General features: G+C 58.5%; 19 protein-coding genes. 17 read left to right on the top strand and 2 right to left on the bottom strand.

Annotation, left to right across the window (positions count from 1 at the left end; all coding sequences use genetic code 11):
- Positions 1-100: 100 nt before the first annotated feature.
- From AC07OV_RS03960 to AC07OV_RS03920, 9 genes are all read left to right on the top strand, one after another.
- Entirely contained in the window at positions 101-1078 is a 978-nt protein-coding gene (locus AC07OV_RS03960) for a phage replication protein (RefSeq protein ID WP_495091612.1), read from the top strand.
- Positions 1065-1862 carry a hypothetical protein gene (locus AC07OV_RS03955; protein ID WP_495091611.1) on the top strand — a complete coding sequence of 266 codons (798 nt, stop codon included), beginning with the start codon at positions 1065-1067 and terminating at the stop codon, positions 1860-1862. The genes AC07OV_RS03960 and AC07OV_RS03955 overlap by 14 nt, the downstream gene beginning before the upstream one ends.
- Before the next feature lie 89 nt (positions 1863-1951).
- Complete coding sequence (locus AC07OV_RS03950) at positions 1952-2374, top strand: hypothetical protein (RefSeq protein WP_495091610.1); 423 nt, start codon at positions 1952-1954, stop codon at positions 2372-2374.
- Positions 2371-2976, top strand: a complete 606-nt coding sequence (locus tag AC07OV_RS03945) for a recombination protein NinG (protein ID WP_495091609.1) — start codon at positions 2371-2373, stop codon at positions 2974-2976. The genes AC07OV_RS03950 and AC07OV_RS03945 overlap by 4 nt, the downstream gene beginning before the upstream one ends.
- The gene (locus AC07OV_RS03940; protein WP_495091608.1) at positions 2973-3518 is read left to right on the top strand and encodes a hypothetical protein; all 546 of its coding nucleotides are present in this window, start codon (positions 2973-2975) and stop codon (positions 3516-3518) included. Before AC07OV_RS03945 ends, AC07OV_RS03940 begins: the two co-directional genes overlap by 4 nt.
- A 368-nt stretch (positions 3519-3886) precedes the next feature.
- The gene (locus AC07OV_RS03935) at positions 3887-4165 is read left to right on the top strand and encodes a hypothetical protein (protein ID WP_495091607.1); all 279 of its coding nucleotides are present in this window, start codon (positions 3887-3889) and stop codon (positions 4163-4165) included.
- A gap of 131 nt (positions 4166-4296) precedes the next feature.
- Positions 4297-4632: an MFS transporter gene (locus AC07OV_RS03930; protein WP_495091606.1), complete on the top strand. Its 336-nt coding sequence runs from the start codon at positions 4297-4299 to the stop codon at positions 4630-4632.
- Positions 4629-4973, top strand: coding sequence for a hypothetical protein (locus AC07OV_RS03925; protein WP_495091605.1), 345 nt, complete (start codon positions 4629-4631; stop codon positions 4971-4973). The genes AC07OV_RS03930 and AC07OV_RS03925 overlap by 4 nt, the downstream gene beginning before the upstream one ends.
- 56 nt (positions 4974-5029) lie before the next feature.
- Entirely contained in the window at positions 5030-5470 is a 441-nt protein-coding gene (locus tag AC07OV_RS03920; RefSeq protein ID WP_495091604.1) for an Ntn hydrolase family protein, read from the top strand.
- A 618-nt stretch (positions 5471-6088) separates the two neighbouring features.
- On the opposite strand, the gene AC07OV_RS03915 is transcribed toward AC07OV_RS03920, so the two are convergent.
- Entirely contained in the window at positions 6089-6400 is a 312-nt protein-coding gene (locus AC07OV_RS03915; RefSeq protein WP_068936736.1) for a hypothetical protein, read from the bottom strand.
- 196 nt (positions 6401-6596) lie between these two features.
- Here AC07OV_RS03915 and AC07OV_RS03910 point away from each other — a divergent pair, with 196 nt between their 5' ends.
- Genes AC07OV_RS03910 through AC07OV_RS03890 form a run of 5 tightly spaced genes read left to right on the top strand, consistent with a single transcriptional unit; the run spans position 6597 to position 11518 of the window.
- The gene (locus AC07OV_RS03910) at positions 6597-7220 is read left to right on the top strand and encodes a putative metallopeptidase (protein ID WP_495091603.1); all 624 of its coding nucleotides are present in this window, start codon (positions 6597-6599) and stop codon (positions 7218-7220) included.
- A 31-nt stretch (positions 7221-7251) separates the two neighbouring features.
- A complete protein-coding gene (locus AC07OV_RS03905) occupies positions 7252-7713 on the top strand; it encodes a DUF2280 domain-containing protein (RefSeq protein ID WP_495091602.1) in 462 nt (153 codons plus the stop codon).
- A complete protein-coding gene (locus tag AC07OV_RS03900; protein WP_495091601.1) occupies positions 7700-9001 on the top strand; it encodes a terminase large subunit domain-containing protein in 1302 nt (433 codons plus the stop codon). The genes AC07OV_RS03905 and AC07OV_RS03900 overlap by 14 nt, the downstream gene beginning before the upstream one ends.
- Positions 8998-10458: a DUF4055 domain-containing protein gene (locus AC07OV_RS03895; RefSeq protein ID WP_495091600.1), complete on the top strand. Its 1461-nt coding sequence runs from the start codon at positions 8998-9000 to the stop codon at positions 10456-10458. The genes AC07OV_RS03900 and AC07OV_RS03895 overlap by 4 nt, the downstream gene beginning before the upstream one ends.
- On the top strand, positions 10433-11518 hold the full coding sequence (locus AC07OV_RS03890) for a minor capsid protein (RefSeq protein WP_495091599.1): 1086 nt from the start codon (positions 10433-10435) through the stop codon (positions 11516-11518). The genes AC07OV_RS03895 and AC07OV_RS03890 overlap by 26 nt, the downstream gene beginning before the upstream one ends.
- A 1-nt stretch (position 11519) precedes the next feature.
- Here AC07OV_RS03890 and AC07OV_RS03885 read toward each other — a convergent pair whose 3' ends face one another.
- Positions 11520-12005: a hypothetical protein gene (locus tag AC07OV_RS03885; protein ID WP_495091598.1), complete on the bottom strand. Its 486-nt coding sequence runs from the start codon at positions 12003-12005 to the stop codon at positions 11520-11522.
- A gap of 138 nt (positions 12006-12143) precedes the next feature.
- Here AC07OV_RS03885 and AC07OV_RS03880 point away from each other — a divergent pair, with 138 nt between their 5' ends.
- From AC07OV_RS03880 to AC07OV_RS03870, 3 genes are read left to right on the top strand one after another with little or no spacing between them, the layout of a single operon-like run.
- Positions 12144-12851 (top strand): hypothetical protein, encoded by a 708-nt coding sequence (locus tag AC07OV_RS03880; RefSeq protein ID WP_495091597.1) that lies wholly within the window; start codon positions 12144-12146, stop codon positions 12849-12851.
- A gap of 11 nt (positions 12852-12862) precedes the next feature.
- Complete coding sequence (locus AC07OV_RS03875; RefSeq protein ID WP_495091596.1) at positions 12863-13831, top strand: major capsid protein; 969 nt, start codon at positions 12863-12865, stop codon at positions 13829-13831.
- A gap of 49 nt (positions 13832-13880) precedes the next feature.
- Complete coding sequence (locus AC07OV_RS03870; RefSeq protein ID WP_495091595.1) at positions 13881-14456, top strand: hypothetical protein; 576 nt, start codon at positions 13881-13883, stop codon at positions 14454-14456.
- Positions 14457-14474: the final 18 nt, after the last annotated feature.

The following is a 14474-nucleotide window of genomic DNA, read 5'->3' as shown; positions in this document are numbered from 1 at the left end:
CAGCCACATATCAATAGCGCTACCAACCTCGCGCCACGTTTTCCGCGTGCTGAAACCGTGGCGAGTATTCGCTCATTTTCAGTTTACTTGGCGGCCTGACATGCAATACACCGTCACGATTAACCAGGTGAAGGCGTTGGAGTGGGGGCTGAATTCTCAGCAGGCCCTGCTCTTCGCGTTCGTCTACGGCTGCCCGAGCTGGGCCAAGCCAATCAAGACAGATGACGGGATCTTCTTCGCGCTGAGCAAGGCCAAGATCACTGAGGAGCTTCCGCTACTCACTGACAAGCCGGACACCGCTTATCGCATGCTGAAGGCCCTGGAAGAGGCCGGTTTGATTGAGCTTTCCAGCACTTCGAACATCACGCTTTTCCGCCTCACAGAGAAAGCGATCGAGTGGAACCAGAAGCTCGACGGGTCGGAAAAATATCCGACCCCGCCAAACAATAAGGGTCGGAAAAAAATCCGATCTACCTCGGATAAATCTCCGAGCAAGGTCGGAAAAAAATCCGGCCAAGGGTCGGATAAATCTCCGACAAATCATGATACCAATCATCAGGGTACCAATCAGGACACCAGTCAGGACTTGCAGGACGCCACCGGCAAGCCGGCTCAGTCCCACGGTTTGGTTCTGGTGGTTGATCGCACCGATGCCCCACGAGTTGAGATCCCCGCTGACATGCCGGGCCCCAAAGACCAGACCTGCAAAACCTTCAAGGTTTGGGCGAACTACGCCATGGCTTACCGAAAACGCTACAGCGCTTGGCCGGTGTGGAATGCCAAGGTCGGCGGCCAACTCGGCCAACTGGTTGACCGCCTCGGCGCCGATGTCGCCCATCATGTTGCCGCTCACTTCCTGAAAACCAGCGATGCCGCTGTTCTGCGCAAGTGCCACAGCCTCAACGAGCTGCTGGTCAACGCCGAGAGCTACCACACCCAATGGGTGACCGGTCAGCGCATCAACGGCACAACCGCCCGCCAGATGGAGCGGACTGAGGCGAACCATTCCGCAGCCGAGCAGGCCGCCCAGATAGTCCTGGCCAAGCGCCAAGCAGGTGACCGCAATGAATACCTCTGAAATGAACGACCAGCAGGTCGCCGGGCTGGCCGCCGCCATTTGTGCAACCGCCGAGGCTATGGGGCAGGAAATGAACCCAGGCACCGCCGCGATGATGGCCGAAGACCTTTGTGCCTACCCGGTGCCCGTCGTCAAAGCCGCGCTGAAAGCCTGCCGCTTCGAAGTGAAGGGCAAGCTGGCAATGGCCGACATCCTGCAGCGCGTCCAGTCCTCCGACGGCCGTCCCGGCAAGGACGAGGCCTGGGCCATCGCAATGACCACCAACGACGAATTTGAAACCGTGGTGCTGACCGACGAGATCCAACTGGCCCTGGCTGCTGCGAAACCCATCTTGGATGGCGGCGACAAGATCGGTGCACGCATGGCGTTCATCGACGCCTACCAGCGGTTTGTGGGCCAGGCCCGTGAGGATGCGAAACCGGTCAACTGGCATGTTTCCGTGGGCTTTGACGCCAACCGCCGTATCCAGGCCGTCACCAAGGCCATGGAGCTGAAGCGAATACCCCGCGACCACGGCCAAAAGTACTTGGCTGACCTGAGTGTTGAACCGATTTCCGAAGACGGTCGCGCCATCGCTGGTGTGCTCACTGGTGCTGTTACCCGTCCAGAGCCGGCGCTGCGCCAGAGGCTGGAGCTGGTGAAGAACTCGATGTTGGAAATGCGAAAAGCCAGCGCAGAGCGTAAGGATGAAATTCGGATTGAAGCCGCCGATGAGCTGGCGGATCGCCGGGCTCTACTGATCAAGCAGGCCCAGGAGCTGGAAGCGAAGAGGGCAGCGCAATGACCAAGCCTGCCAAGCCCCGCCCAATGCCCGTGTACCTGATACTGCGCCGCCTGGTTGATCCGGCCACCGGCCGAGAGGTTGCCGCATTCGTGCCGTCCTCCGACGCTGACCGGTCAATTCTTCGCGAGCGGGATTTTCGGATCAACACGAAGATCCGCGCCGAGCTGAAGCAGCCGCGTAACCCACGGTTCAACGGTCTGGTCCACGGCCTGGGCCGGGTGTTGAGCCAGAACATCGACCGCTTCTCTGGCAAGCAGTCCCACGACGCTATCAAGGCTCTGCAACTGGAGTCGGGCGTGTACTGCGACGAGGAAGCGTTCGACATCCCTGGCCTAGGCCAACTCACCCGCAAGACACCCCGCAGCCTTTCCTACGACTCGATGGGGGAGGAGACATTCCAAGACTTCTGGCGCCAGTGCTGTGCGTACCTGGTGCTCCACGACTGGCCAACACTCACCGAGGAGCGCCTGACTGAGATGGCCGAGTTCGAAGCATTCAAGGAGGCCGCATGACAATTGAGCGAAAGCAGCCCAAGCCAAAGAAGTGCCGTGTCGCCACATGCGGGACCACATTCACCCCAGCGCGCCTCGGTCAGGCGGTGTGCAGTCCGGCTTGCGCAATGATCGACGCGCCCAGGCATGAGCCGAAGGCGCGCAAGGCCTTGGCCGATATCGAGCGCAAGGACATCAAGGTCCGCAAGGAGAAGCTGAAGAGCAGGGCGGATCACTTGCGCGAAGCCCAGGCGGCAGTGAACGAGTACGTGCGCCTGCGTGACGCGCACCTGCCCTGCATCAGCTGCGACTCCACGCCGAACGACAACGACCTCATGACCGGCAGCCGGTGGGACGCTGGGCATTACCGATCCGTGGGTGCCTGCCCAGAGTTGCGCTTCGAGCCGCTGAACATCCATCGCCAGTGCGTGAGGTGCAACCGCAACCTTTCCGGAAATGCCGTGGAGTATCGCATCCGTCTGGTGCAGCGCATCGGCGCCGAGAAGGTGGCGTGGCTGGAAGGGCTGCACCCTGCCTGCAAGTACACCGTGGAAGAGATCAAGGCCATCAAGGCCAAGTACCGGGCAATGATCAGAGAGCTGAAAAAAGGGGAAGCCGCATGACCTATCGCAACGTTGTTTCAGCAGTAGTTCGGGCGCTTGCGGCCGAGACCATCAGTTCCGCCGGCGGCTGCGACTTCGAGCCGAGAGTTCAGTGCGCCAAGCAGAAGGGGGAGATCGTCGGCAAGGAGGCTGCGTTTCTCCAGGACTGCTGGGTATTCGGTCGGTTGCATAAGGCGCTGCCCTCAGCGCACTGGCGGGCACTGGTGGCCAAGTACTCCACCCATGAGGCGCGCAAGCACGGCGCGATCCTGGAGCTGCTGAATTCGGTGAAGTCGCCGGCTCCGAAACGGTTTCGGGAGTGCGCGGTATTGACCTGGGCGATTCCACAAGTGGCCGGTGCCGATGGCAAGCGCTCCGCCGCAGTGCTGCCGGCCGCCTGGTACGACATCACCAATTGGGACAATGACGGCAAGCCGGAATCGACCCGCTACCGTTGGCGCTCGTCGATCCGCAAGGCGCTGGATGACCAGGTGAACGAGGCGCTCACTGCTGCTCAGGAACTGCTCGACGCAGAGGGGCTTATCGAAAGTTGCGCGGCGTAGCAAATAGCCATTGCAATGAGTGAGAAAGTGAGAGAGTATTTACCCATCCTGTCGATCTTGCGCGTTAGGGATTGACACTTAAGAGCCTCGCCACTGTGCGGGGCTTTTTGCATTCCGGGGGCGGTGACCGAGCGGCTTAAGGTTGAATGAGTGCGCATAGATACCGCACCGGTAGCTAGTCGTTGAGGTGTCCGCTACGGGGCTATACCAAGGCGACCATGGGTTCGAATCCCATCCATCCCCACTTATTCTGAACCCGGCCAAGCGCCGGTTTTTATGTTCTCATTCTGGGATGTCATATTGCCATCAAGTTGTTACGCTTGTTTCGCTCGAACACTTAAGGATTTGAGCTTGATAGGAGTGGTGGCATGAAACGCGATAAATACATTGTTGAATTTGTTCTGAAGGCAATCGAGTCACTGCCGCTCGGGGATGAAGTTACCGATAGCCAGATTCACCAGCAGTTAAAAGAGAAGGGTGTCTTGGGCGATCGCTTGAATGACCAAGTAAAAGCTGCCATGTACATGCTGCGTGAAGCGGGGTTCATCGAGGCGCGAGTGAGGACAGATGGCCCAGGCATCAAGGATGCCGCTGCGTGGCGTCTTACCTGGGCGGGAGCTGACTTGTTATCACCATACAAAAAGTAAAGAAGACTTATTAGACAAGCCCAGCCATCGAGCTGGGCTTTTTCGTTTTCGGCCCCGCCACACCCTTCGCACTGAGCAGGGAGTGCCGTCGGGGCTGACCTATTTCAAACATGCCCCACGGAGTCGAGCGCATGGAGTATCTACAGCGCCTGCTCGACAAGATCGACAGGTTCGAATTGCTGATTGCGGGCCTCGTTGGGGCTGTGATCGCCAGCTGGTGGCACAAGGACGACCTGAAGGACTGGCGTGCCTGGATGATCTTCCTCATCACCGGTATGGCCTGCTCGATCTACCTTACGAGCATGGTGAGTACTTACCTGGGCGTGACCGAGCCGAAGATCGTCGCCGGCATTGGCTTCCTGTTGGGAGCCTTTGGCGGCTCGCTCCTGGCGGCCATCAATCGAGCCATTAAATCCGCTGACCTCTGGGCGCTCATTCGCCAGCGGTTCGGGGGAGGCAACCCATGAATCTTGAGCTGATTAACTCCATCGCCTGCGGCCTTATCGCGCTGTGGGCTGCCTGGTGCGTACTGAGCGGGAAGGTGAGGGACGGCATCCTCGGGAAGCTGATCTACTCGACGATCGCCATCAGCGGCTTTGTCGTCATGGCGCGCAGCCAGAACATCTTCTTCGGCCCGAGCAGTGCTGGTCTGACGCTGCACGTCGCCCTGGCCTTGGCCGGTGTGCGGCACATCTTCATGGTCACTTACTGGCAGCGGGTGAAGGTCTGGCTGTGCCGCGCGCTGAACTGCGAGCATTGCTTGCATTGTGACAAGGCGCCTGGCGGTATCGATCGCCGCGCCAAGTAATCCGCGCCACGTTTTCGAATGCGCCAAATCGTGGCGCGCAATCATGAGGGATGCAGATGACGACCATTGCCTACAAAGACGGCGTGATCGCCTATGACTCCCAGATAACCCGTGGTGATGTGATCACCTACGACGATTACGAAAAATGCCTTGAGCGCAACGGTGTGAAGTTCTTCTGCTCGGGTGCGGTTGCTGACTATCAGCGCTTGGTTGATGCTTACTTCGGTGCAAAGCCTGAAGGCAACATCGACGTTTCAGCCATTGTGCTGGACGGTGAGCAGTTGATGCTGGTTGCCGTGGATGACGCTACAGGCCTGTGGAAGTCGCCGATCATGCTTGATCGCCCCTACGCCATTGGTAGCGGCACGCCCTACGCATTCGCCGCAATGGATATGGGCGCGACTGCCTATCAGGCGGTAGAAATGGCTGCAAAGCGCGACACCAGCACAGGCGGTGCGATCCGGACTGTGAACATCGAACCTGCAAGGGCGGGGTAGGTGTGCCGCAGGTGAGTGCGACACATTCACATGAAGAATTACAGATCTTCTATTCCCGTCAGAGCTATTTTGTGAATTCGGTCTAGGTCAATGAACTCGTCGGTGACGTCCCCGGTATGGAGATGGGCATACCTTTCGGATTGCTTACGGTTGAGCCCAACAAACAACTCTGTGCCGGATTCAACGGTGATAGCTTTAGATTTTTCCAGCAGAAGCCTGTTGAAGTTAGGGAGGTAGAGGACGTGTATCCCCGAGCTCAGCCGAGCACATGCAAGGTTTGCCTCGCGCTCGTCAGAGTAAGGCCCACTAACGCATTCACCATCTGAGGTAGAGTCCACGACTTGGTAGTGGGCCTCGGTTGGGCTCGACGATTCAACTCGGACACTGCTAGTAATCGCAATCAAATCGCTGCGGGGAATGTGTACAACGCTATATCTCTCAGTCATGAAATCCATCCTTGTGAATTGACCGCAATCAATACCGGCAACGCGCCACTATTTCAATCCCGCCTTTGAGCTGACCTGAGACAATTTATGACAACCAAGCAACCCGACTGGGAGGCAATCGAACGTGCCTACCGGGCCGGGTTTTGAGCCTGATGGCTTGAGAGGCCTATTTCTACTTCACGTACTTGACGGTTGCGCTAACCAGTAACTGATCGTTGACCGTGACTTTGCAAAAGCGCTTCGCAACTGTTTTGTTATCACTCGCGAGTGTGGGGTCGCATTGCAAGAATACCTTTTTACCCTTCCAGTCCTGAGCTACACCAGCAGTGGCTGCGCTAGCGTACTCTTTCATGAATTTCCGATTCCATGGCCCGAAATAGACTTCAGGTTCGCCGCCTCCGAAGAAACCAGATTCCTGCGTGGCGCAGAGCGTCCCCTCCATCCTTTCTCCGTCGATGATATTGGCATCGGTGTAGCAGTTCATCAGGCCGTTCCAAACGTCTAGATCTACTGGCCCCCTGTTAACCCAGGTAGGGGCAGTAACGCATCCTGAGAGAGTTACAACTGCGAGAGCGCTAAGGCAAATACATTTAATGCGAGTCATTGAATTGAGCTTCCTTACTTTTTGAGGCCGCCACCAATACCGGTAACACTCCACTATTTCAAGCTCAAGGTGATCCATGGATAGGCCATACCCTCCATCGTCACTGCTTGAGCTGTCCGATCTATCAGACTTCGGCATTCGCCTAACCCCGGCTCCCGAAGTGTGGGAATGGCTCCAGGCCGAGATCCTTTCTGACAGCGGCAGCATTCACAACGAAGACCATGCCCACCTACTGGATGCAGACATCCGAATCATGTGGGCGTCGTCGAGTTTTGAGAAGCAAGGCCGTAAAGTCTTGGGTCAGGCCGAACAGGTAGAGTTCCGCGCAGGTGGCTGGCAGAAGGCTCGGATGGAGCAACAGATGCGTGATTGGTTCGGCGATGTGCCGGCTTTCATCATCACCCTAGCAGCCGACTACTGCGCCCAGTGCAGCGACCTTGAGTTCTGCGCCCTGATCGAACACGAGCTGTATCACCTGGCTCATGCGACCGACAAGTACGGTCAACCAGCATTCACCCAAGACGGCGCACCGAAGATCAAGCTGCAGGGCCACGACGTTGAAGAGTTCGTCGGTGTCGTCCGCCGTTATGGTGCAAGCCCTGGCGTTCAAGCGCTGGTGGATGCTGCAAACAGTCCTGCTGAGGTGGGGAAATTGAACATTGCGAGGGCCTGCGGAACCTGTCTGCTCAGATTGGCCTGACCCCTGACAGACCTAAGACGGAATTTACCCTATGGCAGCCCTGAGCAATGAGGTGAAAGGCTTCATGGTTCAGGCCTTGGCGTGCTTCGATACTCCGTCGCAGGTTGCAGCAGCTGTCCGAGAAGAATTCGGAATTGAGGTGACCCGCCAACAGTGCGAGGCCCAAGACCCTACCAAGCGCGCCGGGCGAGACCTGGCAAAGAAGTGGGTGACCCTGTTCCACGACACCCGCAAGCGATTCCGAGAAGAGACTGCCGAGATCCCGATCGCCAACCGCGCTTTCCGCCTCCGTGCCATGAACCGTTTTGTGGAGAGGGCCGAGTCGATGAAGAACATCGGTCTGGCTATGCAGATCCTCGAACAGGCCGCGAAAGAAACCGGCGACATCTACGTCAACCGGGCCCGGAAAGAAGAGGCTGGCGACGAACCGGTGATCCCGACGCGCATTCAGGTCGATGTGGTGGATGCGAGGAAACTGAATGCCGAGCCTTAACGTTCCGCAGGCTCAGTTCCTCACGCTACCTCACAAGTTTCGCGCGTTCGTCGCTGGGTTCGGCTCAGGTAAGACCTGGGTGGGCTGCTCGGCGCTGAGCAAGCACTTCATGGAGTGGCCCGGCGTCAACGCGGGATACTTCGCACCTACTTATCCGCAGATCCGAGACATCTTCTATCCGACCATGGATGAGGTGGCCTACGACTGGGGGCTGAAGACCAAGATCAACCAGGCGAACCACGAAGTTCACATCTACAGCGGCCGGCAGTACCGCGGCACTGTGATTTGCCGGTCGATGGAGAAGCCGCAGACCATCGTCGGCTTCAAGATCGGGCAAGCCCTGGTTGATGAGTTGGATGTGATGAGTTTGCTGAAGGCTCAGCAGGCCTGGCGCAAGATCATTGCCCGGATGCGTTACAACCTGTCCGGACTCAAGAACGGGGTGGACGTAACCACCACGCCTGAGGGTTTCAAGTTCGTCTACCAGCAGTTCGTGAAGCAGCTGCGTGACAAGCCGGCGCTGAACGACATGTACGGCTTGGTGCAGGCCAGCACGTTCGATAACGAGCTGAACCTGCCGGATGACTACATCGCATCCCTGATGGAGTCGTACCCGCCGCAACTGATTCAAGCGTATCTCCGTGGGCAGTTCGTCAACCTAACGTCAGGCACGATCTACACGGCTTACGACCGCAAGCTCAACGGGTGCTTTGACACCGTGCAGCCCGGCGAACCGCTGTTCATCGGCATGGACTTCAACGTCGGCAAGATGGCGGCCATCACCCACGTCAAACGCGACCAGGGGCTGCCCAGGGCCGTGGATGAGTTGATCGACGGCTACGACACGCCCGACATGATCCGCCGCATCAAGGAGCGCTACTGGCAGCACGACGGCAACGACTTCAGGAAAACCTGCGAGATCAGGATCTACCCGGATGCCTCGGGCGACTCACGCAAGTCCGTGAACGCCAGCATCACCGACCTGGCCATGCTCAAGCAGGCCGGGTTCGCAGTCATCGCACCAGCGGCAAACCCGCCGGTTAAGGACCGAATAAACGCAATGAACGCCGCCTTCTGCAATGCGCAGGGTGAGCGCCGCTACCGGATCAACCCGTTCACCTGCCCAACCTATGCCGATGGCTTGGAACAGCAGGTGTGGGGTGCGAACGGTGAGCCAGACAAAACCGCCGGAATCGATCACGCGAACGACGCCGGCGGCTACTTCATCCACCGCGAGTACCCGATCATCAAACCGGTCACCGCAATGAAAATGGGGGTCGCTCGATGACGGACGTCACTTTCACCCGTCCCGAGTACACGGCGGCGAAGTACCGCTGGCGCTTGGTGCGCGACGTCTGCAAGGGCTCGGAAACGGTCAAGGCTGCCGGCGATTATTACTTACCCCGGCCGAATGCCTCGGACAAGTCCCAGGACAACAAGGACCGATACGACGCGTACAAGAAGCGTGCTGTTTTCTACAACGCCACCGGGCGCACCAAGCACAGCCTGGTGGGCGCGGTGTTCCGCACTTGGCCAACGCTGACTGTTCCCGGCGCGCTCGACTACGTGACAAAGGACATCGACGGGCAGGGCGTCAGCGTTTACCAGCAGTCGCAGTCGGTCATAGGGCATTTGCTCGAAGTCGGTCGTCACGGGCTGTTGGTGGATTACGCGGCTGTAGAGGCGGGCACAGTGAGCAAGGCAGACGAGCAGGCCGGTCGCGCTCGTGCAAACGTCGCCAGCTACCCGGCTGAGTCAATCATCAACTGGAAGACGCGCCAAGTTGGCGGCCAGCACCTGTTGAGCTTGGTTGTGCTGCGCGAAAAAATCGACGTCGATACTGATGACGGGTTCGGTAGTGAGCAGGTTACCCAATATCGCGTGCTGCGCCTGGACCCAACCGGTGTGTATACCCAGGAACTGTGGGAAGAAGGATCCAGCAAGACGGAGATGACGGTGGCGCCATTTGCACCGCTGAACGGATCCGGGCAGCCATGGCGAATCATCCCGTTCCAGTTCCTGGGCAGCGAGAACAATGACACCAGCATCGACGACTCGCCGCTGTACGACATGGCCGAAGTGAACATCGGACATTACCGCAACAGTGCCGACTACGAAGAGGCAGCTTACCTGGTGGGCCAGCCTCAACCATGGATGTCTGGCCTCGATGAGCAATGGCGCGACCATCTCGAAGAGGCAGGGATCTTCCTGGGTTCCAGGGCGCCCTGGCTGCTACCTGTCAATGGCGCATGTGGCGTATGGCAGGCGCAGCCCAACACCGTCGCCAAAGAGGCCATGGACGCCAAGAAAGAGGACATGGTTTCGCTCGGTGCCCGGTTGATCGAGCGTGGCAGTGCAGTGAAGACCGCGACCCAGGCCGATAACGACAGCGCCGCCGAACACAGCGTTCTCTCCCTGGTGGTGAGTAACGTCAGCGAGGCGTACAGCCAGTGCCTGGTCTGGATGGCCGAGTTCGTGAACGCGTCCGGCGAAGTGGTCTACAAGCTCAATCAGGACTTCAGCCAAATAACCCTGGACGCGACGATCCTGGTAGCACTGTTCAATGCGGTGCAGGGTGGCAAGGTGCCTGAGGGCGACTTCTGGCAGTACCTGCGTGATCGCGGCGTGATCAACCCAGAGAAGACGGACGAAGAGATCCGGGAGGAGCTGGAAGCACAAAGCACTGGGCCTGATCTGGATGACGACGAGGTAATCCCAAATGGCGGCAAACCAAGCAATCCTTGACGCCACCATCCGGCACGCCGTCTTTCTGGAGCAACTGAAGTCGGGGGAGGTGGCGAAGTTCGCGCCTTTCCTCAAGGAAATCGACCGCTCTATCCGTGAGCGGCTGACTCGGACGGATCTGACGGACTACAGCGTCGCCCGCCTGGAGCGGCTGCTCAGCGAGGTTGATAGCCTGCTGCTGGGAATCTTCGACCGGTACAGCGAGAAGCTGAACCTCGACCTGGTGGACATCGCTAATTACGAGGCCGAGTTTGAGGCGACCAGCCTGACACGTGCGGCACCGGTGGGCGTCACCTTTGATGCAGCGGTTCCAGGTGCGGCGGCAATCAGGGCAGCAATCCTCACCAACCCGCTCAGCGTGCGCGGTGCCGACGGCGGGAAGCTGCTCAAGTCGTTCATTGATGCCTTCACCGCCGCGGAGCGGCAACGCCTCACAGGCGCGATCCGGCAGGGCTTCTTCGAAGGCCAGACCAGCTTCCAGATCATCAAGAATATTCGCGGCACTAAGGCGCTCCAGTACAACGACGGCATGTTGGCCACGACCAATCGCAACGCCGGCGCCATCGTGCGGACGGCGGTGCAGCACGTCGCCACCCAAGCGCGCATGGAGACGCTGAAGGAGAACGCCGATGTCGTGCAGTCAGTGGAGTGGGTCAGCACCCTAGATTCGAAGACCACCAGCCAGTGCCGGACGCTCGATAAACGTCGGTTCAAGCTGACTGAGGGGCCGAGGCCGCCGATCCACATCAACTGCCGCTCGACGGTGGTGGCGGTGACGCGGTTCAGTGCCTTGTTCGCTAAGGACGCCACGCGGGCGTCGATCGGCGATGGCGGTGCCCAGCAGGTGAGGGCAGATCTCAGCTACTACGACTGGCTCAAGCAGCAGCCGGCGGCGTTTCAGGACAAAGCAATCGGTCCCGTTCGAGCGAAGCTGTTTCGCGAAGGCGGGCTGAGCGTCCAGCGATTCTCAGAACTGCAGCTTGATCGGAACTTTACACGACTCACCCTTTTGCAAATGCGTGCGCTTGAGCCGCTGGCATTTGAGCGGGCAGGCGTATAGATCAACAGTCATGGCGTTCAGATTCAATGTCATCAAAGCGTTTCTGGAACTGTACGTGCCATTTTTCGTATGACGCATTGTAACGATTCATTGTTTCGGAGAACTCTTTATCGTCCTGTTCTTTAACCGCGCTTTTCAACTGATTGACCATATTGATGCTGACAACGGAAAGCAGCGCTGGCGCATAGGCGCTGAACGTATATCCAGTTTTCATCAGGCCATCAAGTCGCTCGTGATATTCCTCGAGAGTGAATTTTGTATGTCCTGTTAGCGCGACAAAGCTCCCTAATGACCCGAGGAATAAATCTGCTTTCGCTCGAAAATTTTGCTCATGAGTATCCAGTCGAGCTATGCATGCTTGTCGCTTAGCGATCTCAGATGTTTGCGACGTAGACCACCATCCGGTAACGCTCGTTGTCATCACTCCTGCAAGAGTCAGTAAGCCGGTAATTAGCGCCACTGCTATTACCTTCAATACTTCAATCATTTTTGAAACTCATTTTTCCCGTTCTCCATCGCTGAGTTGGTCCATGGCCTCAAAGGGCCGCGTGCATTCTCCACACAATCCCGTCTTGTTTCTATCTCCGCAGGCAGGGCCTGCACCTACGTCTCTGGGAGACAACCAATGCTGAAATTCCAACTGGATACCCTGGAAGGGGTAGATGAATCCGTGCGCGCTCTTTACACCGAGAAGGAGGGCAAGTTCGTACTCGGCATTGAAGGTCTGCCGCAGCAAGAAGATGTAACCGGCCTGAAGGCCAAGGTTGATGAATTGCTCGGCGAGAAGAAAGCCGCAGAGAAGGCTCGCAAAGACGCTGAAGAACAGACCCGGCTGGAGCGTGAAGAAGCCGCTCGCAAGTCCGGCGACGTCGAAGAGCTCGAAAAGTCATGGTCCGAAAAGTACAACCGCCGCGAAGCTGAGCTGAACGGCATGCTGGAACAGGAGCGTGGAACGCTGAGCACTCAGATCCGGGATCTGACCGTGGGCCGTACCGCTACTGATATCGCGTCTGCCCTGGCAATCCCAGGCAGCGCCAAAGCCCTGTTGCCGCACATCGAACGCCGTCTGAGCGTCGAACAGCGCGACGGGAAGCCTGTTGTGGTCGTCCTCGATCAGCAGGGCAAGCTCTCGGCGGCAACGTTGGATGAGCTGAAAGCAGAATTCGCAAACGACACGGCCTTCGCGCCGCTGATCGCGGGTAGTAAGGCAACTGGCGGCGGGGCTGCTGGTGCTGGAGGTGGCGGCGGGGCCGCAAAAGGAAAAATCGGCGGCACCAAAGAGGAACGTACGGCCGCGATCGCAAGCCGGTTCCCGGATCTCCCACAATCGTAAGGAAATAACTCATGTCCCTGTCGCAAATGCAGGTTTTCAACGAATACATCATGCCGGCGACTCTCGAGACGCTGGACCAGTATCTCGCCGCATTCAACGCCGCTAGCCGCGGTGCAATCGTGCTGTCTCCTGACGGCTTCACTGGTGACTTCCTCCAAGAGTCGTTCTTCCAGACCCTGGCCGCCGCCCAGCGCCGCGTGGATCGCTACAGCGCGAACGCCGCGGTTGCTGCAACCGATCTGACCGAGCTGAAGAACACTTCGGTGAAGGTAGCCGGCGGTTTCGGTCCGATCCGCTACGAACCGTCGCAGATGACCTGGCTGGAGCGTCCAACCGCGCAAGGCATCGAGGTTGCCAGCCGCGCGTTCGCTGAAATCCTGCTGAAGGATCAACTGAACACCGCTATCGCCGCCTTGGTTGCTGCAATCACCGCCCAGGCCGCCGCTGTCAACGATGTGTCGGCGATCGCTGGCATCACCTACGCTGGGCTGAACAACGCTCACGCGAAGTTCGGCGACGCAAGCCAGAACCTGGTGACCCAGGTGATGCAGGGCACCAGCTATCACAAGCTGGTGGGCCAGAACCTGGCGAACCAGCAGCAGCTGTTCCAGGCGGGCAACGTGCGAGTGGTGGACATCCTCGGCAAAATCTCCGTCGTGACGGATGCCCCGGCGCTGATGCAGGCCGGCCCCCCTAACAAGGAAATCATCCTGTCCCTGGTGCAGGGTGCGGCCTTGGTCCACGACGGCCGCGACATCATCAGCAACGTCCAGACCACCAACGGCAAGGAGCGTATCGAAACCACGCTTCAAACCGACTACACCTTCGGTCTGGGCCTCAAGGGTTACACCTGGGACACCACCACCGGCGGCAAGTCGCCAACCGACGCCGAACTGGCGACCGGTACCAACTGGGACAAGACCGCCACCAGCATCAAGCACACCGCCGGTGTGGCTCTGATCGGTGATGCCTCCAAGTAACCCTGACAGCTGAGTCGGGCCCTGCGCCCGGCTTGGCGAGGACATGATCATGAACAACAAGAACATCTGGTATCTGCCTGGTCCATTCCACCAGTACCAGGAAGACGTGAAGGCACTCGCCAAAGCAAACGGCCTGCGCATCGTCGATGCAAGCGTTACCGAAAGTCGTGAAGATGCCGCCGACGAAGTGCCGGAAGTGACGACCAAGGAACAGCCGACGGTACTGCTGATCGATGGTGGCAACTCCAGCGTCAATATCGATGCCTTCCGTGCTGAACTCGAATCTGTCGGCCTGATCGTCGAGTCATTCACTGATCAGGCGCTGGTGCGCCCCGAAGGTGAGCTTGGTCCTATCGCTGGCCGCCTGTTTCAGGTGTTCGAGGCGGTAAACTCCGGTGTGGAAAGCCTGATCCGCGAGCGTGACGGTGAAGTGGAGAAGGTTGCAGCTCTGCAACGTCAGGTGGACGTTCTTCTCCAGCAGGCCGACAAGGCCGGTCAAGTGGATGCCGAAGCGAAGGAAATCGCAGGCCTCAAGGCCACGCTGGATGATGCGAAGGTGCCATACCGGGCCAACGCCTCGAAAGAATCCTTGGAAAAGCTCGTCGCTGATCTGCCCAAGGCCTGATAATGCTGGCTGCCGGTG

The sequence above is a fragment of the Pseudomonas sp. GW821-FHT09A09 genome (assembly GCF_059418405.1).
The sequence above is the reverse complement of the archived record's forward strand: the minus strand, read 5'-3'. Positions and strand labels throughout refer to the sequence as shown.

Excerpts from the sequence above, each read along its gene's own strand:
- AC07OV_RS03960 (WP_495091612.1), top strand. The coding sequence starts at position 101 with ATGCAATACACCGTCACGATTAACCAGGTGAAGGCGTTGGAGTGGGGG.
- AC07OV_RS03945 (WP_495091609.1), top strand. The coding sequence starts at position 2,371 with ATGACAATTGAGCGAAAGCAGCCCAAGCCAAAGAAGTGCCGTGTCGCC.
- AC07OV_RS03870 (WP_495091595.1), top strand. The coding sequence starts at position 13,881 with ATGAACAACAAGAACATCTGGTATCTGCCTGGTCCATTCCACCAGTAC.
- AC07OV_RS03905 (WP_495091602.1), top strand. The coding sequence starts at position 7,252 with ATGGCAGCCCTGAGCAATGAGGTGAAAGGCTTCATGGTTCAGGCCTTG.
- AC07OV_RS03900 (WP_495091601.1), top strand. The coding sequence starts at position 7,700 with ATGCCGAGCCTTAACGTTCCGCAGGCTCAGTTCCTCACGCTACCTCAC.
- AC07OV_RS03940 (WP_495091608.1), top strand. The coding sequence starts at position 2,973 with ATGACCTATCGCAACGTTGTTTCAGCAGTAGTTCGGGCGCTTGCGGCC.
- AC07OV_RS03920 (WP_495091604.1), top strand. The coding sequence starts at position 5,030 with ATGACGACCATTGCCTACAAAGACGGCGTGATCGCCTATGACTCCCAG.
- AC07OV_RS03930 (WP_495091606.1), top strand. The coding sequence starts at position 4,297 with ATGGAGTATCTACAGCGCCTGCTCGACAAGATCGACAGGTTCGAATTG.
- AC07OV_RS03875 (WP_495091596.1), top strand. The coding sequence starts at position 12,863 with ATGTCCCTGTCGCAAATGCAGGTTTTCAACGAATACATCATGCCGGCG.
- AC07OV_RS03890 (WP_495091599.1), top strand. The coding sequence starts at position 10,433 with ATGGCGGCAAACCAAGCAATCCTTGACGCCACCATCCGGCACGCCGTC.
- AC07OV_RS03955 (WP_495091611.1), top strand. The coding sequence starts at position 1,065 with ATGAATACCTCTGAAATGAACGACCAGCAGGTCGCCGGGCTGGCCGCC.
- AC07OV_RS03895 (WP_495091600.1), top strand. The coding sequence starts at position 8,998 with ATGACGGACGTCACTTTCACCCGTCCCGAGTACACGGCGGCGAAGTAC.
- AC07OV_RS03880 (WP_495091597.1), top strand. The coding sequence starts at position 12,144 with ATGCTGAAATTCCAACTGGATACCCTGGAAGGGGTAGATGAATCCGTG.
- AC07OV_RS03935 (WP_495091607.1), top strand. The coding sequence starts at position 3,887 with ATGAAACGCGATAAATACATTGTTGAATTTGTTCTGAAGGCAATCGAG.
- AC07OV_RS03925 (WP_495091605.1), top strand. The coding sequence starts at position 4,629 with ATGAATCTTGAGCTGATTAACTCCATCGCCTGCGGCCTTATCGCGCTG.
- AC07OV_RS03885 (WP_495091598.1), bottom strand. The coding sequence starts at position 12,005 with ATGATTGAAGTATTGAAGGTAATAGCAGTGGCGCTAATTACCGGCTTA.
- AC07OV_RS03915 (WP_068936736.1), bottom strand. The coding sequence starts at position 6,400 with ATGAACTGCTACACCGATGCCAATATCATCGACGGAGAAAGGATGGAG.
- AC07OV_RS03910 (WP_495091603.1), top strand. The coding sequence starts at position 6,597 with ATGGATAGGCCATACCCTCCATCGTCACTGCTTGAGCTGTCCGATCTA.